The 20,052-nt window shown below is 63.4% G+C and carries 19 protein-coding genes; 9 read left to right on the top strand and 10 right to left on the bottom strand.

The window, feature by feature from the left end; genetic code table 11:
* The first annotated feature begins 29 nt into the window (after positions 1 to 29).
* Positions 30 to 818 (top strand): crotonase/enoyl-CoA hydratase family protein, encoded by a 789-nt coding sequence (locus DFR49_RS00105; RefSeq protein WP_119035178.1) that lies wholly within the window; start codon positions 30 to 32, stop codon positions 816 to 818.
* A gap of 17 nt (positions 819 to 835) precedes the next feature.
* On the opposite strand, the gene DFR49_RS00100 is transcribed toward DFR49_RS00105, so the two are convergent.
* Genes DFR49_RS00100 through DFR49_RS00080 form a run of 5 tightly spaced genes read right to left on the bottom strand, consistent with a single transcriptional unit; the run spans position 836 to position 4,791 of the window.
* Positions 836 to 1,522: a 3-oxoacid CoA-transferase subunit B gene (locus tag DFR49_RS00100; RefSeq protein ID WP_211325774.1), complete on the bottom strand. Its 687-nt coding sequence runs from the start codon at positions 1,520 to 1,522 to the stop codon at positions 836 to 838.
* Between the two features lie 2 nt (positions 1,523 to 1,524).
* Positions 1,525 to 2,232 carry a 3-oxoacid CoA-transferase subunit A gene (locus DFR49_RS00095; RefSeq protein ID WP_119034041.1) on the bottom strand — a complete coding sequence of 236 codons (708 nt, stop codon included), beginning with the start codon at positions 2,230 to 2,232 and terminating at the stop codon, positions 1,525 to 1,527.
* On the bottom strand, positions 2,229 to 3,254 hold the full coding sequence (locus DFR49_RS00090) for an amidohydrolase family protein (RefSeq protein ID WP_119034040.1): 1,026 nt from the start codon (positions 3,252 to 3,254) through the stop codon (positions 2,229 to 2,231). The genes DFR49_RS00095 and DFR49_RS00090 overlap by 4 nt, the downstream gene beginning before the upstream one ends.
* On the bottom strand, positions 3,251 to 3,679 hold the full coding sequence (locus DFR49_RS00085; RefSeq protein WP_119034039.1) for a Rieske (2Fe-2S) protein: 429 nt from the start codon (positions 3,677 to 3,679) through the stop codon (positions 3,251 to 3,253). The genes DFR49_RS00090 and DFR49_RS00085 overlap by 4 nt, the downstream gene beginning before the upstream one ends.
* Positions 3,670 to 4,791 (bottom strand): amidohydrolase family protein, encoded by a 1,122-nt coding sequence (locus DFR49_RS00080; protein ID WP_119034038.1) that lies wholly within the window; start codon positions 4,789 to 4,791, stop codon positions 3,670 to 3,672. The genes DFR49_RS00085 and DFR49_RS00080 overlap by 10 nt, the downstream gene beginning before the upstream one ends.
* A gap of 211 nt (positions 4,792 to 5,002) precedes the next feature.
* On the opposite strand from DFR49_RS00080, the gene DFR49_RS00075 reads away from it, so the two are divergent.
* Positions 5,003 to 6,217: a CaiB/BaiF CoA transferase family protein gene (locus tag DFR49_RS00075; RefSeq protein ID WP_170150870.1), complete on the top strand. Its 1,215-nt coding sequence runs from the start codon at positions 5,003 to 5,005 to the stop codon at positions 6,215 to 6,217.
* Between the two features lie 36 nt (positions 6,218 to 6,253).
* Positions 6,254 to 7,507 carry an acetyl-CoA hydrolase/transferase family protein gene (locus DFR49_RS00070; protein ID WP_170150869.1) on the top strand — a complete coding sequence of 418 codons (1,254 nt, stop codon included), beginning with the start codon at positions 6,254 to 6,256 and terminating at the stop codon, positions 7,505 to 7,507.
* A 13-nt stretch (positions 7,508 to 7,520) separates the two neighbouring features.
* On the opposite strand, the gene DFR49_RS00065 is transcribed toward DFR49_RS00070, so the two are convergent.
* Complete coding sequence (locus DFR49_RS00065) at positions 7,521 to 8,393, bottom strand: alpha/beta fold hydrolase (protein ID WP_119034035.1); 873 nt, start codon at positions 8,391 to 8,393, stop codon at positions 7,521 to 7,523.
* Positions 8,394 to 8,480: 87 nt separating this feature from the next.
* Positions 8,481 to 9,266: a FadR/GntR family transcriptional regulator gene (locus tag DFR49_RS00060; protein ID WP_119034034.1), complete on the bottom strand. Its 786-nt coding sequence runs from the start codon at positions 9,264 to 9,266 to the stop codon at positions 8,481 to 8,483.
* Between the two features lie 172 nt (positions 9,267 to 9,438).
* On the opposite strand from DFR49_RS00060, the gene DFR49_RS00055 reads away from it, so the two are divergent.
* The 6 genes from DFR49_RS00055 (at position 9,439) to DFR49_RS00030 (ending at position 15,747) form a co-directional block, all read left to right on the top strand.
* Positions 9,439 to 10,410, top strand: coding sequence for an alpha/beta fold hydrolase (locus tag DFR49_RS00055; RefSeq protein ID WP_170150868.1), 972 nt, complete (start codon positions 9,439 to 9,441; stop codon positions 10,408 to 10,410).
* 68 nt (positions 10,411 to 10,478) lie between these two features.
* Positions 10,479 to 11,654 carry an acyl-CoA dehydrogenase family protein gene (locus DFR49_RS00050; protein WP_119035177.1) on the top strand — a complete coding sequence of 392 codons (1,176 nt, stop codon included), beginning with the start codon at positions 10,479 to 10,481 and terminating at the stop codon, positions 11,652 to 11,654.
* Positions 11,651 to 13,177, top strand: coding sequence for a class I adenylate-forming enzyme family protein (locus DFR49_RS00045; RefSeq protein WP_119034032.1), 1,527 nt, complete (start codon positions 11,651 to 11,653; stop codon positions 13,175 to 13,177). Before DFR49_RS00050 ends, DFR49_RS00045 begins: the two co-directional genes overlap by 4 nt.
* Positions 13,178 to 13,225: 48 nt before the next feature.
* Complete coding sequence (locus DFR49_RS00040; RefSeq protein ID WP_170150867.1) at positions 13,226 to 14,413, top strand: CaiB/BaiF CoA transferase family protein; 1,188 nt, start codon at positions 13,226 to 13,228, stop codon at positions 14,411 to 14,413.
* Between the two features lie 123 nt (positions 14,414 to 14,536).
* Positions 14,537 to 15,364 carry a sugar phosphate isomerase/epimerase family protein gene (locus DFR49_RS00035; protein ID WP_170150866.1) on the top strand — a complete coding sequence of 276 codons (828 nt, stop codon included), beginning with the start codon at positions 14,537 to 14,539 and terminating at the stop codon, positions 15,362 to 15,364.
* A complete protein-coding gene (locus DFR49_RS00030; RefSeq protein ID WP_119034029.1) occupies positions 15,361 to 15,747 on the top strand; it encodes a nuclear transport factor 2 family protein in 387 nt (128 codons plus the stop codon). Before DFR49_RS00035 ends, DFR49_RS00030 begins: the two co-directional genes overlap by 4 nt.
* 41 nt (positions 15,748 to 15,788) lie before the next feature.
* On the opposite strand, the gene DFR49_RS00025 is transcribed toward DFR49_RS00030, so the two are convergent.
* From DFR49_RS00025 to DFR49_RS00015, 3 genes are all read right to left on the bottom strand, one after another.
* Complete coding sequence (locus tag DFR49_RS00025) at positions 15,789 to 16,715, bottom strand: MDR family NADP-dependent oxidoreductase (protein WP_170150865.1); 927 nt, start codon at positions 16,713 to 16,715, stop codon at positions 15,789 to 15,791.
* Positions 16,716 to 16,815: 100 nt separating this feature from the next.
* Complete coding sequence (locus tag DFR49_RS00020; protein ID WP_170150864.1) at positions 16,816 to 17,304, bottom strand: nuclear transport factor 2 family protein; 489 nt, start codon at positions 17,302 to 17,304, stop codon at positions 16,816 to 16,818.
* A gap of 82 nt (positions 17,305 to 17,386) precedes the next feature.
* Entirely contained in the window at positions 17,387 to 19,630 is a 2,244-nt protein-coding gene (locus DFR49_RS00015; protein ID WP_119034026.1) for a TonB-dependent receptor, read from the bottom strand.
* Positions 19,631 to 20,052 lie beyond the last annotated feature (422 nt).

Genomic DNA, 20,052 nt, shown 5'->3' with positions numbered 1-20,052 from the left:
GAGCGACAACGGCCGTGACGGAGGCGATGATGGACCCTTTCCTTCTCATTGAGCGAGAGGATGACATTGTCATCGCGACGCTCAATCGCGCCGAACAACGCAATGCGATTTCTTCCGGGGCGGACATCGCTGCGATCGAACAGATGTGCGCGGACGTGGCGCGCGATCCGACAATCAAGGTGGTCGTGCTGACAGGCGCGGGCCGGGCCTTCTGCGCCGGCGGCAACATCAAGGACATGGCCGCCCGCGAAGGCATGTTCGCCGGGACGCCATTCGAGATCCGCAACAACTATCGCGAAGGGATTCAACGCATCCCGGTCGCTTTGTACGAACTCGAGGTGCCGATAATCGCGGCAGTGAACGGCCCTGCGGTCGGTGCGGGCCTCGACCTCGCCTGCATGTGTGATATCCGTATCTGTTCGCCCAGAGCGATGTTTGCCGAAAGCTTCGTCAAGCTCGGCCTCGTTCCAGGCGACGGTGGTGCATGGCTGTTGCCGCGGGTCATCGGCATGGCGCGCGCCTCGATCATGACCCTGACCGGGGATCCGATCGATGCGGAGAAAGCGCTCGAATACGGCCTGACCAGCACCATCGTGCCGGAAGATGAGTTGCTTGCCGAAGCCCGCGCGCTCGCCCGGCGCATCGCCGCCAATCCGGGGCATGCCACGCGGCTCGCCAAGCGCCTGCTGCGAGAGGGGCAGGACATGAAGCTGGGCCCCCTGCTCGAGTTGTCCGCCGCCTATCAAGCGCTTGCCCATCATACGGCAGATCACCACAATGCTGTTGCGGCAATGCTCGCCGCCCCCCGGCAAAAATAGAATAGCCGGGATATCACCTATTCGGACGGCGACCGTACCGGCGTGCCCGTCCGCGATTGCAGCGCCTCCAGACTGAGCCCCGGCGCCATTTCCAGCGCGACGAACCCGTCGGGGGTCACATCCAGTGTGGCAAGATCGGTATAGACCCGAGTCACGACGGCGCTCGCGGTGAGCGGATATCGGCATGCCGCGACAAGGCGCGGTTCGCCCGCCCGCGTCACATGCTCCATCATCACCCAGAGCTTTCGGGCGCCCACCGCTAGGTCCATCGCTCCGCCGACGGCAGGCGCACGGTTCAGATCGGTCGCCCAGTTCGCCAGGTCGCCGTTGCTCGCCACTTCGAACGCGCCCATCACACTCAGATCGATATGACCGCCGCGGATGATCGCGAAACTGTCGGCGTGATGGATATAGGACGCGCCAGGCACGACCGTCACGACCTCCTTGCCGGCGTTGATGATCCAGGGATCGGGATCGCTTTCCGGTTTAGGGCCGACGCCCAGGATGCCGTTTTCGGAATGGAGCGTCACGCATCGCTCTGCGGGCAGATGATCCGCCACCAGCGTGGGAATACCGATCCCAAGATTGACCGTCCAGCCGCGTCCGATGTCCCGCGCGACGCGCCGCGCCATGTCGGCGCGCGTCCAGCCGATGCTTGTCGCATGCGACGCCGGAGCGGCCGCCCCAGAACCTGTAGTCGCCATCGTCAGGCTCCGATCTCGATGATACGATCCACGAACAGGCCCGGCGTCACCACCGCCTCCGGATTGAGGAACCCGTTGCGTTCGACATGATGCACCTGGGCGACGACCAACTCGGCCGCCGTCGCCATGACGGGATTGAAGTTGCGCCCGGAAGCGCGATAGGTGAGATTGCCAGCCGCATCGGCGTGCCACGCCTCGATCAACGCCAGATCCGCGTGCAGCGCGGTTTCCAGAATGCACTCGCGTCCGTTGAACCGACGCACTTCCTTCCCTTCGGCGATCGACGTGCCTGCGGCGGTCGGCGTAAAGAACGCGGGAATCCCCGCACCCGCAGCGCGCATCCGTTCGCTCAGCGTGCCCTGGGGAACGATCTCCAGTTCGATGTTGCCGGCTTCGTACAATTCTTCGAACACGACCGAGCCGGGGCTACGCGGATAGCTGCAAATCACGCGCCGCACCCGACCCAGTTCCAGCAGCCGTGCGAGGCCGATCCGCCCCGCCCCGGCGTTGTTGGCGATAATCGTCAGGTCCGTGACGCCAGTGTCGATCAGCCCCTCGATCAGGGCGTCGGGCTGACCGACGGCGCCGAAGCCGCCGATCATCACGCTCATCGCGTCACGAACGCCGGCGAGCGCCTCGCCGATGTCAGTGCAAAACCGCGCGCGCCCGATCGACGGGGGCAGATCTGTCGCACCCGCCGACACCGTCATGCAGCCAGCGCCGCGATACCCGAGCGGAACGTATCCGCCGCATTGCGCCAGCATAGCTGCTCACGCACCTCGGTCGGCAGCGTATCGAGCCATTTCCTGTCCTTGGCGAACGGTGAATTGCTGCCGAACAACAGGCTGGTCGCTGGCGCCAGGCTCACGAGTTTCGCCAGCGCGTCCTGCGGAATGCCCTCGGCGTCGCCGACGATGATACGGACGTTGCGCCCCAGATAGGTGGAGGGCGGTTCGACCACCCAGGGGATATCGATGCGCAGCGCACGCCATTCAGCATCGAGCCGCCACATGGTCGGCCCGACCCAATCCATCCCGAAGTCGGCAAAGGCGATTTTCAGATCCGGGAACTCGACGAACACCCCGTCATAGATGATGCTGGAGATGTTCACCGCGGCGACGTGCCAGATCAGGCATTCATATTCACCGTGATAACGGGGCCCGATCGCGCCGAGCGCGGGCGCGCCCAGGATCGTGCCCTCTTTCCCGCCGGGGTGAACGATCAGCGTCAGGTTGTGGCGCGCGGCTGCTTCGATGATGGGTCGATAGAATGGCGAGCCGAGATGCGGTGCGAGCATCGGCATAGTGGCCGCAACAACGCGCGGGTTACCGGCATGGCGCTCGATCTCCGCGGCGGCGAGTTCGGCCTCGTGCGGCGAGACCGCGATCGCCAGATGAAACCGGTCATCCTCGGCGAGCCAATGATCGACCATGTAGGCGTTGAGCGCGGCGACATAGACGGCGCACAACCGCGTATCTGTCCAATTGGCAGTCGACATCGCCTGGTGTGGAACGAGCACAACGCCACTCACCTCGTCGCCGAGCGACGCCGCGACCTCCGCAGGCGAGGCATAGCCCTTGCTCGACCCCCCGCCCGGGTGGCTCTCGGCAGGCGGCAGTTGAAACGCCGTGCGGATCACGCGCTCTGCATATCCCGCCTTCATGTAGGGCAGCAGCGCGTCGATCGATGGGGCGGCGCAATGCACTTGGCAGTCGATGATCTTGTGGTTCATGGCGCAACCTCTTGTGTTTCAGGGCGGCCATGACGGATCGCCGACCGGCCGACATAGACATTCTCGCCCTCCACCTTGACGGGATAGGTGCGAATCTTCGTTTTCGTGACATTGCCTGCATTGGTGCCGTCGACGATCGAATATTCCCAGCGATGCCAGGGGCAACGCACCAGCGGCACGCCCTCCAATGTCTCATATTCGAAAGGTTTCGACGAACACGTTGTCAGCTTCACGCCCCCGCCGACGCACAGCGGCCCCCCCATGTGGGGGCATCGATTCGACACGGCGTAATAGTCACCCTCGAAGCGGACGACTCCAACCGACCCCGAGGGGTGATCGATGACGATGAATTCATTGTCGGTGAAGGCGGCCACCGGACCGGCGAATATGAAGGCTTCGCTCTCGGCGGCGCGTTTCAGTTCCACAGGCGCTCTCCGAAGGCTTCATATGCCGTCTGATAGGCGACGCGTTCTCGATATTTCGACGGGAGCCGGTGGGTCAGAATATGACGGGGCTCGTCCGTATCCCAATGCGGATAATCCGAACTGAAGATGAGCGTCTCGTCGGCGTGCATCGCCTCGAGCAAAAATACCAGTTCCGACGACTTCTGCGGCTCGTCATAGGGCTGCGTGGTGAAGCGCACCTGTTCGCGCGCATAGTGGCTGGGCGGCCGCTGGAGCGAGACCGCCGCCCCGCCCCGCGCCCGCCAGGCATTGTCCATGCGCCACATCAGCGGTCCGACCCAGCTAAATCCGAACTCGGCGAACATCACCTTCAGGCCAGGTACGCGCTCGAGCGCGCCGCCCATGACCAGCGAGACGAACTGCCCCTGGCCCGATTGCGCAAGGTTGGCGTGGCGCTCGGCGAAGGTCCGGGTCAGGTATCCGGCGTGCGTTGGGGAATTGCGCGCCGTGCCTTCCGCACCATTCGGGTGGAGGCAGAAGGGCAAGCCGTAATGGGCGCAGGCCTCGAAGATCGGCGTAAGAATGTGATTGCCGAGGTTGAGTTCGGCGGTGGCCATATGAACGCCCACCACGCCGGGCGCGTCGCCGCGCCGCTCGATCTCACGGATGGCGGCCTGTGGATTGTGCGGCGAGACGTTCAGCAACAGCTTGTACCGGCTGTCCAGCCCACACCATTGTTCCAGGAACAGGTCGTTGATCGCCGCGAGATATTCGTTGACCGCCCCATCATCCGCCCAGGACACCACGGCATGCGACTGCGTCGAGCAGATCATGCCGGCGGAGATACCGTAGCGATCGAGGTAATCGATCACGGCATAAGCCGGATCGGATCCCGCCAGCCCACCGTTGGGCGGAACCGCGTCAAGCCGCAGCGGGCCGGTCGGATGAAGGAAACGGTTGTGCTCGCGCGAGGCCACGGCATCGCTTCCGATGCTCGAGTTGGCCCAGGCCCGGGCGCTCATCCGCTCCCTGACCTGCTTGAGCGGAACGAACGGATGAATATCTCCGTCGACAATCTTCAGATTCTGCCGGGCCCCGCTCGCCGCTGATTGCTCGGTGGTTAGAACAGTCATCGCATTTGGCTCCTCGAATCTTCCCGGCTTGCGGCTTCGCAGGCGGGATAACGCAGGGCGATTCCTGATGTCAATGAAATATGCTAATCATGCGCATAGTTTTATCCGATGCGCTATGGTGGTGCGGCGGCGGGCGGCATCGAAGACGCCCTTGCGCCTCGCAGTATCTATGACTATGATTCGTATTGATTAGCATCATTTGGAGATGGGGATGTCGGCGAAAGCGCCACCGCCGCTGCAAGGCGTCAAGGTCATCGATCTCACGCGGCACATGTCGGGGCCGTATGCGACGGTATCGCTGGGGGATTTCGGCGCCGACGTGATCAAGGTCGAGCCGAGCAAAGGCGGCGACGCGAGCCGATCGACCGGCGTGCGGGTTCAGGACAAGATCAGCGCGAGCTTCCTGATGTGGAACCGCTCGAAGCGGAGCATCGCGCTCGACCTCTATGACGAGGAAGCCAAGGCGCTTATCCGCCGGCTGGCGGCGGATGCAGATGTGTTCGTGGAGAACTTCCGCCCCGGCGTCATCAAAAAGATGGGCCTGGATTACGAAACTTTGTCTGCGATCAATCCCCGGCTGATCTACGTCTCGCTATCGGCGTTCGGCGAAGGGCCGCTGGGCCCCTTCCCCGGCACCGATCCGGTCGTTCAGGCGATGTCGGGCGTGATGTCGGTCACCGGCGAGGCCGACGGCGGCCCGCTGCTCGTCGGGATACCGATCGCCGACTTCACGGCGGCGATGGTCACGTTCCAGGGCGTCTTGCTCGGGCTGTTGTCGCGCGCGACGACGGGGCGCGGGCAGAAAATCGAAATCTCGATGCTGCATGCCTTGCTTTCGGCGCTGACCACCCGGCTCGCGAGCCACTGGGCAACGGGGCGCGAGCCTGTCCGCAACGGCGGCGCGCACAGCGTCGTGATGCCGTACCAGGCATGGAAGACCGCCGACGGCTATGCCGTCGCGGGCGTCTGGAACGGCGGGAACGTGATGTGGCCGCGCTTCTGCAAGGCGCTGGGCGTGGCCGGACTCTCCGACGAGGCGGCCTATGCGACCAATGAATTGCGCCTTCAGAACAAGGCGCAACTGGAGCCAATCCTCGCCGACGAATTTCGCAAGCGCACGACGGCGGAATGGGAGCGCCGTTTCAATCAGGAGGGCGTGCTGTTCAGCCCGGTGAACACCTTCTCTCAGATATTGAGCCATCCCCATGTCGCGCAAGCCGACATACTCGCCTCGCTCGATCACCCCGACTTGGGCGAACTACCGCAGATCAATCCGCCGATCCGCCTTTGCGACACGCCGGGGCGCCTGGATCGGTATCCGCCGCGCCTGGGCGAACATTCGCGCGAGATTCTGGCCGAAGCTGGCTTGAGCGACACCGAGATCGACACGCTCATCGACACTGGGGTCGTCACGACGGCGTCGTGAGCATCGATCATGGTCGGCACACGTTCGGAGGTTTGCATGGCGCAGATCGACTATCGATCGTTCCTGCGGCGCGGCGACCGCATCGTCGTGAGCCAGATGTCCGGCGAGCCGCTCGCTTTGACGCGACAGCTCGTCGCCCAGCGGCACGAACTGGAAGACATCGAAGTCTTCATCGGCGTCCTCAATGATACCGGGTTCACGCCCATGTCGGCCGACCGGCTGCGCTTTCGCAGCTTCGGGGCGATGGGCAACGCGCGGCCGCTGCACGCGGCCGGCGCCCTTGGCATCGTCCCCATCTCGCTGGGCCGGATCGGCACCGCGATTCTCGATGGCGCCGTCGGCTGTGACGTGGCGCTGGTCCAACTGACCCCGACGAGCGACCCGGATCTGTTCGGATTCGGCGTCACCTGTGATTATATGCGCGCCGCGATCGATCGCGCGCGCGTGGTCGTCGCCGAAATCAATTCCGCCGTCCCCCGGATGGCCGGGACCGAGTTTGTCCGGCGGGATGAAATCGATATCCTGATCGACAGCGACCGACCTCCACCCCAGCTTCCCGCCCGCGCGCCGCGCGAACTGGATCGCCTCATCGCCGCCAATGTGACCGACCTGATCGAGGACGGCGCTACGCTACAGGTCGGCATCGGCGGCGTGCCCGATGCCTTGCTGGGCGCGATCGGGGACCGCCGGAACCTGGGCTATCACGGCGGCATGTTGAGTGACGGGATAGCGGCGCTCATGCAAAGCGGCGCTTTGATGAATTCCCGCAAGGCGATCGATCCGGGCGAAAGCGTGACCGCGATGATCTCGGGAAGCCGGGAGTTGTTCCGGTTCGTCGACGGCAACCCGCGGATAAGCCTGCGCAGTTCGACATATACGAACGATGTTGCGACGATCGCGGCACAATCCCGGTTCGTCGCGATCAACAGCGCGCTCGAGGTCGATCTGACCGGCGCCGTCAATGCCGAATCGATCGGCGGCAAGCACATCGGCGGCACCGGCGGCCTGCCCGATTTCGCGATGGGTGCAGCCGCCGCACAGGGCGGCCGGAGCGTCATCGCGCTTTCGTCGACCGCAGCGGGCGGGACCGGTACCCGGATCGTCGCGCGGCTCAATGGACCGGTGACCGTTCCCGCTTATCTGGCGGACGTCATCGCGACCGAATTCGGCCGCGCCGAACTGCGCGGCAAATCGTTACGCGAGCGCGCCCTTGCGCTGATCGCGATCGCCGCGCCGCACGCGCGCGACGCATTGCGCGCCGAAGCGAGGCATGCCGGATTTCTCTGCTAGGGCCGTACTCTGATCAGCCTGACTGTTCGGCCAGAAAGTCGCGGATCAGCCGGGTGAATTCCTGCGACATCTCTCGCGGAATATAATGGCCCGCGTCACATCGCCTGTCGCTGAACACACCCCCGAAGCGCCGGTGATAATTGGCGACGACGTCTTCGTCGAAATAGGCGCTGCGCTCACCCCACAGCAAAAGCGTGCGACAGTCCAGCCTCTCTGCGCATTCCCACAGATAGATCGTATCGCGCTTGCCGGCTCCGCGGGTCAGCCAGACCAGTTCGGGATCCGAACGCTCGACAAGCTTGCCGGCCCAATTCTTCTTCAACTGGTGGGCGATGTGCAGCGAAATGAATTCCGCCTCCCATTCGGGATGAGCCTCCTGGTAAAAGACGAGCGCCTCGTCCGGCGATGAGAAGCCCTGGCGCGATCGGCGCGCAGACCCGGCATTGGCCCCGCGATGCAAGCCGGGCGTGGCGACTTCGGGGCCGCCGTCGGACAAGATAAGGTGGTGGGTCTTGCCCGGCCATTGAGCGGCGAACGCTACCGCGACGCGGGCGCCGAGCGAATGACCCACGACGTCGCATTCATCTATGCCGAGATGACGCATGAGGTGAACAAGATCGTCCGCCATCGCGCTGGCCCAATAACCGGCCTCGGTCCAACTGCTGCGGCCGTGTCCACGCAGGTCGGGACAGATCACGCGATAGTCCTTCGCCAACTCGCGGGCGATCGGATCCCAGGTGTGACCCTGCACGTTGATCCCGTGGATCAGCAGGACGGTCCTGCCTGCCGACCCGTTCCAGTCGGTGAAATAGAGATCGATCTCGCCGAGTGCGACGGTGCTTGCCGTACATTGCGCGGCATCGAGTGCTGTCGCGGTGCTCGTCATCTGGGTCGCCGTCCTGGTTAGGCGCCCATCATTAGGGCGTGCGCATCGGACCGGCAACAAAAATGATTATTATGTGCAGAGTTTAAATCAGCCCCAGCCGACCGGCGTTTCGAGCGAATCGCCGTGATGCTTGTCGCTGGCCTTGGCGTAATATCTCATGTGCTCCCGCATCAGCCGCTCGGCGGTGACGCCGTCCTTCGCAAATATGGCATCCGCGATGGCACGATGGACCTCTCGTACGTCGGATCGCATTTCGGTGGGCGTGATCGGCGCACGCGGTTTGGAAATATAGACCGCGCGGAGAAACATGCCGAGCAGATCCAGCACCGAATTACCCGACATGCTGGCGATCGTAGCGTGAAACAGATCCGATACCTGCTGCCATCCGAGCTGATCGGTAGGGTCGATCGCGTCCGCCTCGTCGATCGCCGCCCGCAGTTGTTCGAGCCCGCCCGAATTCTGCGCTTCGGCCGCCATGCGCGCCATCAGCGGTTCGATCGCCAGCCGCGCTTCCAATATTTCCCGATAGGTCGTGCCGCGCAGACGCAAATGGACCTTGGCGTTGCGGGCGAAGTCCGCGACGCTCAACTGCATCAGCATCGGCCCGCCGCGCGGGCCCGGCTTCATCGTCAACAGCCCCTGCACTTCCAGAAGTCGGAGAGCCTCGCGCAATGTCGAGCGCCCTACCGAATAGACTTTCATCATCTCCGCTTCGGCAGGCAACATGCGCCCTGCCTCCAGCCCTTGAGCGAGAATGTCGTCGACGATCTGCCTGGCAAGTTTTTCGGAAATCTTGTCGGAGCGTCTGTTTTGATTCCATTGACCCGCCGCTACGGCGGTCACGGATTCAGCGTCCGATGCATCTGCGTCCATATTCGACCTCTATCAAACCTCACGCCGTACACAAGGGCGCAGCAAAACTCTTATCGCACGAACGCGACGGCGAAGGCGACTGCGCCAATCGCCGGTCACAGGCATTTTCCGCGAGCACCAATTCAATATTGATGTTTATGATTGGCACAGTTCTTGACGTATGCGTCGCACGATGGCTATGAACCTGGACGACAAGAGCCTTCGCGCGCAGGCACCGGCCGGGCGGGGCAACCTTCGGGTTTGGACGAACCTGACAAGGGAGACGGCGATGCCCGATGAGCGATCCGACTGGCAGGCGACGAGATCGTTCGCAAACGCCTTTCGCGAGGATCAGGTCCAGCTTGGCGAGGTGTCGCTGTACCTGACTGACTGGGGGCCTCGCGATACTCGCCCGATCGTTCTGATCCACGGATTCAATGTCCAATCGCACACCTGGGATCCCATCGCACAGACGCTGTCGGCCAGACGACGGGTGATCTGCCCCGATCTGCGTGGTCATGGGCGCAGCGACTGGGCGAAGAGCGGCTATTACATGAACTCCTTCGCCAGAGACCTCATCGCGCTGTTCGATCACCTTGGGATCGTCGAGTGCGATCTGGTGGGCCACTCGCTCGGCGCGCGCGTGGCAGTGGCCATCGCCGCGGAGTGGACCGGGCGCGTGCACAGGCTCGTCATGTCCGACGGCGGCCCTGAAATGGCGCGGAAGGGGATGGCGCGAGGCAGTCGCAAGGCGAAAGAGCGGCTGGCTCGAACGAATTTTGCATCCCGGGAAGCCGCGCTGGCGTTCTACGAACAGGCCCACCCAGAATGGCAAGCGATTTTCCGGACGCTGCACGCGGAGCATCAGCTCAGGCACAATTGGGCCGGCCAACTGGTGGAACGCGCGGATCCCGAACTGCTTTGGGCGGCGCTCGCGGCAGGCCTGCGTGATAACGAATATCTATGGGAATGCGTCAATCGATTGCAATGCCCGGCGCTGCTGCTGTGGGGTAAGACAAGCCCCTATTTCAACGAGACGCTGATCGCCGAATATCACGAGCGGTTCGGCGACGCACTCTCCGACATATGCTGCGAAACGGGCCATTACATCCCACGCGAGCAGCCCGACCTCTTCTGCCGCCTGGTGGAAGATTTTCTTCGATAGCGGCGGCGGACCTTGTCTCCCCTCAATCCATGCAGGCGGCTTGCCGCAGCCTTCCGAAAGGACCGCTGATGCCGCACAACCCCAGCCTGTTCCCCAACGATCAGCTCTGGCCCCCGATCGCCGATCGCGATTTCACGCTGACCGTCCGTCGCTACGTTGAAGAGCATGTCGTACCGGAAGCGGATCGGATCGACGCCGAAGACATCTATCCGGCCGCGCTGGCCAGGCAGATGGCGCGCGCGGGCTACAGTTCAATCACCCTTCCCGCCGAATATGGCGGCGGCGACAGGCCGTTCGCTTTCGCGCTCGCGCTGTTCGAGGAAGTGGCGGTCGGCTCGGCCGCGCTCGCCGTCTCGCTGCTGACGACGTTCCAGGCACAGGCGATCATCCGACTGTTCGGAAGCGATACGCTGAAACGGCGCTACCTTCCTCAATTCGCCAACGGTCTGCTCGCCTCATACGCGCTGACCGAAGCGTCGCACGGAAGCGACATACGAACACTCGACACCAAGGCGATACGTTGCGGAGAGCGCTGGATTCTGACGGGCGAGAAGCATTTCATCACCTCCGCGTCCGGCGTGGACTTCTTCGTGATCCTTGCCGAAACGGACGTCGGCGTATCGGCCTTCGCCGTCCCGCGCGACACCCCTCGCCTGAACGTCTACGAAGGCCGCAATTCGGCGACCTTCGGGTTGCGCAACGGCCCGCACATGAATCTGGCGCTCGATGAGGTAGAGCTGCCGGCGGATCATCTGATCGGCACCGAAGGAAAAGGCGTTCGCCAGGCGGTGACCACGCTGGATTACTCGCGGACACTCGCTGCCGCGATCTCGGTCGGGATCGCGCGGGCCGCCTTCGACACCGCCTATGAGTATACCCGGAATCGCCGTGCGTTCGGCCAGTCGGTTTTCGAATTCCAGGGCATCCAATGGTATTTCGCTGAAGCGCTTGCGGATATTGATGCGTCGCGGCTGCAAGTGTTTCACGCCGGCAAAATGCTCGACACCGGCGAAGATATCGACCGCTACGGCAGCGAGGCGAAGCTGCGCGCCGCTCAGGTGGCGACCCGCACGGCATCGATGGCGGTGCAGGTGTGCGGGGCACATGGCACGATGGTCAACGCGCCCTACAGCCGTTTCTTTCGCGACGCGAAGACTTATGAGATCGCCGGCGGATCGACCGAGATTCTGAAAAACACGATCGGCAAATATCTCGCCCGCGGCGGCGGAACGCTGCATAAATGATCACGGATCTCCTTCGTACCCGCGCCCAAGAGCGTGCCGACGCGCCGTTCGTGGTGACGCATGAGCAGGAATACAGTTATTCCGCGATACTCGACGCCTCGGAGCGCCTGGCCGGACTGATCGAGACACTGGGCATTGGCGAGGGCGACAATGTCGGCCTGATCGCGGGAAATTCGGCCGCATTCCTGATCAGTTGGTTCGGCATTAACCTGCGCGGGGCGGTCGCGGTCACCCTGAACAACGCGCTGATCGCCGATGGGCTCAATTACTCGATCGAGCAGGCCAACGCCCGCGTCCTGATCGTCGACCGCGCCTGGGAAGACAGCCGCGCGGGCCAGCTAAACGAGTGCCAGCGGGCCTTGCCACGGATTGTCATCGATGACGATCCGTCGTTCTTCGCCATGCTTCAGGCGCACACCAGAGGACAAGTCGTCCGCGTGCCGCCCCACGCGCCGTGTACGATCCTCTATACGTCGGGGACGACCGGGCTGCCCAAGGGCGTCGTCAATTGTCACAACGCTTATGACGCAGCCGGCCGCGCGACGATCGCGGCGCTGGATATTTCCGCGTCGGACCGGATCATGGTCTTCCTGCCGTTATTCCATGTGAACCCGCAAATGTACGCGGTCATGTCGGCACTGCACGTCGGCGCGGCGGTCATCGTCCTGCCGAAGTTTTCAGCGACGCAATTCTTCGACGACGCCGTCCGGTTCGGCGCCACCGGCTGTACGTTCGTCGGCACCGTGCTCGCAATCCTCGTAAAGCGGCATCCGGGCGTCCAGCGCGCCCACGGATTGCGCTTCTTCTTCGGCGGGGGCGCGAGCCGCACGGTATGGCAACAGGTGGAAGAGCGCTTCGGCATTGCGGTTCGCGAAGTCTACGGCATGACTGAGGCGGGCGGCTGGACCACCGCGAACACCGTCGCGCATTCGCGTTTCGGCTCGTGCGGCAAGCCGCGGCGCGACCTGGAGGTCAAGGTCGTCGGCCCAGACGATCGCCCTCTGCCACCGAACGAAATCGGCGAGATCGTCATACGCCCGGTCGAGCCGGACACGATCCTGACAGGCTATTACGACAAGCCTGAGCAGACCGTCGCGTCGCTGCGCAACCTGTGGTTCCATAGCGGCGACCTCGGCTCATACGACGACGACGGCTATCTTTACTACCACGGCCGATCGAAAGAGTTGATCCGCAAGAGCGGCGAAATGATATCCCCCGTCGAGATCGAGACCGCGCTGCGCGCTATCGCCGCGATCGAGGATTGCGCGGTGGTCGCGGTACCCGACGAGATCACCGGGGACGAGATCAAGGCGATCGTCGTTTCGCATTCGCTCGTCGACCCGCGCGCGATCCTAGCGTCACTCGAGGGCGTCCTGCCGGCTTATATGCACCCGCGTTATGTAGAGTTCCGCACGAGCATTCCGCGCACGGAAACCGAGAAAATCCAGCGCGCCAAACTGCAATATCTCGACGAGCGGGTCTGGGATGCGCTGCGCGATCGCATCACCCGCGCAGCGCCGTAGCGCGACACCGCGATGCCGGGAAATACGAAACGACCGATTGGAGACGATATGGCCACGACATCTGCCAACCACGAAACCCCACCGGAACAGGCATTCCGCGTTGTCGATTTTTCAGGACATATCCCAGGTCCGCTGGCGAGCTACCTGCTTCGCGACCTGGGCGCCGAGGTGATCAAGGTGGAGGCGCCGGTGCATGGCGACGGACTTCGCCCCTTGAAGCCCGATATCGCCGGAGCGGGCAAGTATCACGCCGGTCTGAACGCCGGCACGCGAAGCGTGGTGATGGACTTCCGCTCGCCCGATTGGGCACCGATGGTCGCGGCGCTCGCCCGCAGCGCCGATGTCGTTCTGGTCAGCGGGCGTCCGTCGGTCATGCGCCAGCGCGGGATCGATTTCGAGACGATCCGCGCGGCGGCGCCGGACATCGTCTATTGCATGATTACAGGTTACGGCGTCGAGGGTTCCTGGGCGGACAACGCCGCGCACGGCCTTAATCCGGATGCCTGGGCCGGGCTCGTCCCGATCCAGTCGGAAGGCGGCCGCCCCGCGCCGCCGCCGGAGTATCTATCGCACGGCACACCGCTGGCGGGCGTATTCGCGGCACTCGGCATCATGACCGCGCTGTTTCGGCGGCAGCCGGGCGGCGGCGCCCAGTTCGTCTCGACCTCGATGTGGCAGACCGCCGTCTGGTGGAACTGGCGCGAACTCAATCTTCAACTCAACCTCGGCGAGCGGCGGCTGACCTATGATGAGCTTGGCCCGCGCTATGCAACCTATTGGACACGCGACGGGCGCGCGCTGATCATCTGTCCGATCGAGCGCAAGTTCTGGGTGGCGTTCTGCGAGGTCGCCGGCCTGGGAGCGGAGATTGCGCAGCGCGGCCGCTGGGACGTCGACCATGTCGACTACGGCTACGACGGCGAGCGCGAGATGCTTGCCGCGCTGATCGCCAAGCGCGATCTCGCCGAATGGACCGACATGCTCGCCGCGATCAAAATCCCCTTTGCGCCGGTTCTGACCCCCGCCGAGGCGATCGGTGGTGATCATGCGGCGGCTCTCGAACCGACGCGCCGGTTCAAGATGGATGGCCAAGAGGTCGCGGTCGTCGCGGCGCCCGTCCGGATCAGCCGCGAGGCAAAGGCGGTGCCGCCACCGGTGCTCGGCCCGCCGCCGCTACTGGGGGCCGACACCGACGCGGTCCTCGCCGAACTCGGTCTCTCCGCCGCCGCCGTCTGATCCGCGCGAAACGATATCGACAACGAGGTGGCGATGGCGAGTTCGACAGCAGGTGGTATAACCAGAACACGCTTTCGCCTTCGCTATGCCGGATCGCTCGGGCTTCGGTCCCCTGATCGTCCGATGCTGGCCGACTATGTCGGGTCGAGCGATCCGGTCGAACAGATCGCGGCGATGGCGGACTTGGGTTTCGCAGGGGTGTTCGATAATTTCCTGACCCTGCGGGACGTGCAGACCCAGCACGCGATGGGCACCGCGTGCGAACGCCGCGGATTGGCTTTCGGAAGCATTACGCTTCGCACATCGCACGCGAACAGACCCGACTGGCACCGAAGCGACTCGGAATCGCGCGCCGCCATCGCCCATGCACTGAACAACGCGATCGACGCGGCCGGGCGCGTCGGATCGACGAACATCACGGTCGTCTCGAACGCAGACTGGTCGCTTCCGCGCGAACCGCAGATCAGCGCCTTCGCCGAAAATCTGCGCCAGGTCGCGGATCGTGCCGCGTTGAGGGGTGTCAAGCTCAACCTCGAACCGACGGCGGGCCTCGAACCCGCGCTGCTGATCGGGCGAATGGCGCAGGCACGCGACCTGGCAGTCGCGATCGATCACCCGGCCGTCCAACTCGTCTACGATGTCGGCCATGTGACGTCCGCCGGGGATGATCCGTTCGCGGCGCTGTCTATGGCTCGCGACCGGCTCGGCGCGGTTCAGTTGGCCGGCGCGGGGCGTACCGAGATCGGTACGGGAGCGATCGATTGGCCTCGGCTTCTTCGCGCGATCCGCGATACGGGATATTGCGGGCTGTACGAACTTGAGCATCGCCCACCTAACGACGGGATCGACGGCGAGACGGCACTGCTGAGCCGGCTGCGGGAAGTCGATGACCAGATCAACGACGGCCGCGATCCGCCCCGACACCCCGCCGGTGCGGCAGAAAAGCGATGACCGCCGGCGACGCGCGCGCGGCGGTGCTGGCCGCCGATCGGGCATGGCTGGACGCGTTGCTGGCGGGCGACGCTTTCGCGGCTGAGCGGCTTATGTCTCCGGATTGCAGCTACGTTCACAACTCGGGCAGAACGGAGGGACGTGCGGCCTATCTGACCCGGATTCGCGCGGGGCAGGTTCGATACCTGATGCTCGAACGACACGATGTAGACGTTCGGATTTACGGTTCCGCCGCGGTCATGACCGGATATGTCCTCGGCAAGTCCATGACGCTGCCCGATCAGCGCATGCACGAACGAGATGCCCATTTCCTCGCTATCTGGGTGCATTCGGATTGCGGATGGACATTGGTTGCCTATGCGTCGACCAGGCGCGCGAAATAGCGAGGCGCGGCCTGAGCAATCACGAGAGAAGAGAGCAAAGCCTATACGCGAACGACGGTCTTTCCGGCATGGGCGCCTTCCAACAGCTTGAACAGCGTCTCGGCCGCATTCTCCAGCCCGTCGACGAAATTCGTCCGCGCAGCTATCCGGCCGTGCTTGAGCCATGTCTTCAGGTCAGAGCGCGCGGCCGCCTGCCGCGCACCGATCTGGCTTACGCCGAAGCCGATGATTTGCAGCCGCCGCTCCAGGACATAGTGAAAGTTCGTGATCGGCGGCGGGCTATTCGGCGAATATTGCTCGATCTGTCCGCAGATGAGGATCTTCGCATCGGTAGCCATCCTGGCGAGGATCCGATCCAATGTCCGGCCCCCGACATTGTCGAAATAGATGTCCACAGGACGCAGTCCGTCGAGTTGTGCAAGAAAGTCCGGGTCGTGCCGGTCGAGGCATGCGTCAAGGCCCAGGGTCTGCGTCACATATCCCACCTTCTCCGCACCGCCTGCGATGCCGGTGACATGGGCACCGGAGAGCTTCGCGATCTGGCCGGCCAAACCGCCGACCGCCCCGGCAGCGGAGGAGACGAGCACGGTCTTATCTGCCAGCGGTCGCGCCAGGTGACGCATGCCTAGCCACGCCGTAATCCCCGGGGTTCCAAGCACGCCGAGATGCGCGGCAATTTCGTGCTCGTCCTCGCCGGTTATGATTTGGAGACCGGCCGGATCGAGTACCGAACGGGTCTGCCAGGGCGCTTCGCCCAGCACGAGGCTCCCGATCGGAAATTGCTCGACCGACGACTGTATCACTTGGCCGATCACCCGGCCCCGCATAGGCGCCCCCACTGCGAAGCGCCGGCGTCCCTGGCCAGACAGCGCGCGAAGCATATAGGGGTCGAGCGACAGGTAGCGCGTCTCGACGAGAAGCTGGTGCGGCCCGCAATCGCTTTGGGGAAGGGCTCCGGGCCGCAGCATCTTGGGTCCGAATGTATCGCCATCAGGATGAAAGAAGATCGCCCGATCCCGTCTGGATCGACACCGCACGTCCATGAGGCCCCCGCTTGCCTATAGGCTTCTAGGATGACGCCGCCGACGGCCCCTCGTCGAGGCGGCCGAGGAGTGCCGGGGCGGCCGGATCGCCGTCGAGCAGATAGTTCTGGCGGTGAGCAATCCGCCATTTTGCGCCCTCGTCCCGCGCAAGCTCGAGGCGGGACGCGCTGAGCCTCGCGATGTAAAAACCGTCGCCGCGGTGCCGAGCGACCATTGTATGACACGTCGCGACCGCACGATCGCCCTCGACGACGATATAGGGAACGGTGGAGATATGGGCACAGCCCCCCGCCACATAACCCAGATGTTGCTCCTCGCCCGTGATGCCGGCGATATGGTCGCGGCCCCGATAGGCGCGGTCGTCCCCCAGAGCGTAGACGCCATCCCCCATATAGCAGTTGCCGACAGCTTCTGCGTTCAGGCCGTCCACCGCATAGCCGTAACCCGTGACCAGTTGGTAGATCTCCAGGCGATCCTCGATGCTGCGCAGTCGTTTTTCCAGATCGGTTTGCATCGAGCGCCCTTCCTTCTCCTTTCGCGGCCACCGCTGCTGCCGTGTGACCTTCGGCATGGCGTTCGGCGACCGCGTCCGCGTTCTATTTGAACGCGGTCTGGAGCCTGATCCCGATCAGCCGCGGCCGGTTGTAGGCCTGCGAGGTTCCGATAGTTCCGAATGCCCGATAGACAGCATAGCGTGCATCAAACATGTTCTCGGCAAAGACCGAGGCCGTCAGAACTTCGTCGGCGGTTCGCCATCCGAGGCTTGCATTAACGATCGTGTACGACTTCTGGAACCCGAGGTTGGCCGGCTGGAAGTAATAGCCGCTGTTGTAGGCGACGTTCCCCGACGCGAGGAGCGTCCCGCCCGCGAAGTCATGCTTCGCCGTCGCGCCGAAGTTGGCCGTCAGCCGCGGCGCCCTGATCATCCGGCTTCCCGACGAATCATAAGGCGAAACGACGAGGTTTCCGAAGCCGCTCGCGAGCGGAATGGAGACCTGCGAACCGGGGAAGGACGTGTATTTCGCTGTCGGCAGCCAACCAACGCCCAGGTTGATGTTCAACCCCGGCAGGATCGGGCCCGATGCGGAGAAGTCGAGACCCTTCACATTCGCTTTGGCAGCATTGAAGTTCGCGATGATCTTGACGCCGTTCACCAGATCGCTCGCCTGGACCTGAATGTCCCGGTAGTCGTAGTAAAACGCCGCCGCCGAAAGGTTGAAGCTGCCGAGCTTGGCCTTGGTCCCGATCTCATAGGCCGTGATCTTCTCGGGATCGACCACGTTCGTCGGGAACGTGAGCGACGCGAACACGCCGCTCTTGAACCCGGTGTTCACTGACGCGTAGATATTGAAGTCGGGGTTGAACTGATATTGGGCGATCGCGCGATAGGTAAGGCTGTTCCATCGTTTGCCTTCGTCGACGATCTGACGCAGCCCGGCAGCGCGCACGATATCCCGGAGATTGAAGACCTTCTTTTCAGATGTATAGCGCAGGCCGCCTACAAGCTTGAGCGCGTCTGTCACCTTGAAGGTTACCTCGCCAAAGCCGGCGAGGCTGGTCGTGACGACGTTCGAATACAGGCTGGTTCTGATTGTTCCGACCGGCATCGACATCGAACCCGGGTCGAATCGCAAGTCGCCGTTGAAACCGGTGCTGATGTAAGTCGCATCGGTGTCGGAGTAATAGACGCCCGCGGTTCCTGAAACGACCCCATCGCCAGTCGTCGATGCGGTCAGTTCCTGGCTGAATTGTTCGGTTGAGATGTTCGAAAAGCTGCTGGTATTCTTCAGTATCGTCCGATCGGTATCGAATGCGTCTTTCGCATTGGAGTCGCGGTAACCGGTGATCGATCGGATCTCGATGGCATCGAGATCGAGGGTCGTGTTGGCCTGTGCGCCATAGACATGGAAGAAGAGCACCGGGTCCACCCCGGCCATCTCCTTCGGGTTGTTCGGCTTCACAAGCGTCGGATTCGCATAATTGGTGTTGTTGCCGTCGATCGGGACCAGCGCGAAGACGGCATTGTCGTTGCCCTTGGCGAAGTTTCCCGTGATGATGGTCCGCAATCTTGGCGTAATATCGATGAGCAGACGGCCGCGAACGCTCACCGTATCGCGACTAGCGACGTTGTGGCGGGATTGCAGATTGTAAACATATCCCTCGTTCGACGAATGATTGACGGCCAATGACGCGGCGATCGAATCCGAGACCGGCCCCGTCACGAAGCCGCCCAGCTTGATTTCCTTGAAATCGAACCCGTAGCTGGCGGTGAAGTTCGCTTCCGGCGTAAACTGCGGCGTCCGAGTGATGATCTTGATCGCGCCGCCCGTGGCGTTGCGGCCGAAGAGCGTGCCCTGCGGGCCCTTCAGCACCTCGATGCGCTCGACGTCGGCCAGATCGATCGTGCTCTCATAGGCGGAAGCGAGATAGAAATCGTCGATGTAGGTCGCGACGTTGGGTTCGTCGCCGGCGCTGGATCCCTGCGAGGTGATGCCACGGATCGCCGGTTGAACGGCAACGCCCTGGCTGGGAATCACGACGCCGGGGACCAGTTGGGAAATGTCGCGGCTCGATTCCGCGCCCAGGTTACGGGACTGCGCACCATCGATCGCCGCGATCGAGATAGGCACATCGACCAACCGCTCGGATCGACGTTGCGCCGTGACAATGATGTCGCCGGTATCGATCGGAGCCCGATCGTTCGCGGTAGCATCCGCAACACGCGTTCCCGCCTGGGCTGCCGGCTCAGCCGTGGCGGCTTCCTGCGCCCAGGCCGGTGACGTGCCGCACAAGGAAATCCCAATGCACGCGGTCGCTATGACGATCGGCTTGTGTCCCATCTCTTTCCTCTCCCGAGCCTCGGATTGTCGATTTCTTCACAGAGTGAGCCGTTCAAGATCGAACGGTTCACTCCGCCGAACCGTTGGCGAATGGGTAACAACCATAATCATGATAGTCAATATATTGTCATGCGGCGTTTTCGATCGCTGCGGCCCGTGCTGGAACAGGGTATCGACCGAAGCGGAAGCCGGCCCGCATGCGCCACGAGTGTGGCGCTAAACAGCGTCATCGCGCCGCTCGCCACGGCCGGTGTGCTCGCCCATTGCCGCGGGATGCTTGCGCACATCACCGGTCAGCGGCACGCATTCCGATAGCCCCTCGATGTTAGAACGCGGCGATACCGGTGATGGCGCGGCCGAGGATGAGGGCGTGGACGTCGTGGGCGCCTTCGTAGGTGTTGACCGTCTCGAGGTTCATGACA

This window comes from Hephaestia caeni (genome assembly GCF_003550065.1).
Taxonomy (GTDB): domain Bacteria; phylum Pseudomonadota; class Alphaproteobacteria; order Sphingomonadales; family Sphingomonadaceae; genus Sphingomonas; species Sphingomonas caeni_A.
Note: the sequence above shows the minus strand (reverse complement) of the source record. Positions and strands in the feature narration are given on the sequence as shown.

Bases quoted from the DNA above. Each gene is read 5' to 3' on its own strand.
- DFR49_RS00025 (WP_170150865.1), bottom strand. From the start codon at position 16,715: ATGCTGCGGCCCGGAGCCCTTCCCCAAAGCGATTGCGGGCCGCACCAG.
- DFR49_RS00080 (WP_119034038.1), bottom strand. From the start codon at position 4,791: ATGACTGTTCTAACCACCGAGCAATCAGCGGCGAGCGGGGCCCGGCAG.
- DFR49_RS00070 (WP_170150869.1), top strand. From the start codon at position 6,254: ATGGCGCAGATCGACTATCGATCGTTCCTGCGGCGCGGCGACCGCATC.
- DFR49_RS00090 (WP_119034040.1), bottom strand. From the start codon at position 3,254: ATGAACCACAAGATCATCGACTGCCAAGTGCATTGCGCCGCCCCATCG.
- DFR49_RS00075 (WP_170150870.1), top strand. From the start codon at position 5,003: ATGTCGGCGAAAGCGCCACCGCCGCTGCAAGGCGTCAAGGTCATCGAT.
- DFR49_RS00050 (WP_119035177.1), top strand. From the start codon at position 10,479: ATGCCGCACAACCCCAGCCTGTTCCCCAACGATCAGCTCTGGCCCCCG.
- DFR49_RS00020 (WP_170150864.1), bottom strand. From the start codon at position 17,304: ATGCAAACCGATCTGGAAAAACGACTGCGCAGCATCGAGGATCGCCTG.
- DFR49_RS00065 (WP_119034035.1), bottom strand. From the start codon at position 8,393: ATGACGAGCACCGCGACAGCACTCGATGCCGCGCAATGTACGGCAAGC.
- DFR49_RS00095 (WP_119034041.1), bottom strand. From the start codon at position 2,232: ATGACGGTGTCGGCGGGTGCGACAGATCTGCCCCCGTCGATCGGGCGC.
- DFR49_RS00035 (WP_170150866.1), top strand. From the start codon at position 14,537: ATGCTGGCCGACTATGTCGGGTCGAGCGATCCGGTCGAACAGATCGCG.
- DFR49_RS00105 (WP_119035178.1), top strand. From the start codon at position 30: ATGGACCCTTTCCTTCTCATTGAGCGAGAGGATGACATTGTCATCGCG.
- DFR49_RS00015 (WP_119034026.1), bottom strand. From the start codon at position 19,630: ATGGGACACAAGCCGATCGTCATAGCGACCGCGTGCATTGGGATTTCC.
- DFR49_RS00030 (WP_119034029.1), top strand. From the start codon at position 15,361: ATGACCGCCGGCGACGCGCGCGCGGCGGTGCTGGCCGCCGATCGGGCA.
- DFR49_RS00055 (WP_170150868.1), top strand. From the start codon at position 9,439: ATGGCTATGAACCTGGACGACAAGAGCCTTCGCGCGCAGGCACCGGCC.
- DFR49_RS00040 (WP_170150867.1), top strand. From the start codon at position 13,226: ATGGCCACGACATCTGCCAACCACGAAACCCCACCGGAACAGGCATTC.
- DFR49_RS00045 (WP_119034032.1), top strand. From the start codon at position 11,651: ATGATCACGGATCTCCTTCGTACCCGCGCCCAAGAGCGTGCCGACGCG.
- DFR49_RS00100 (WP_211325774.1), bottom strand. From the start codon at position 1,522: ATGGCGACTACAGGTTCTGGGGCGGCCGCTCCGGCGTCGCATGCGACA.
- DFR49_RS00060 (WP_119034034.1), bottom strand. From the start codon at position 9,266: ATGGACGCAGATGCATCGGACGCTGAATCCGTGACCGCCGTAGCGGCG.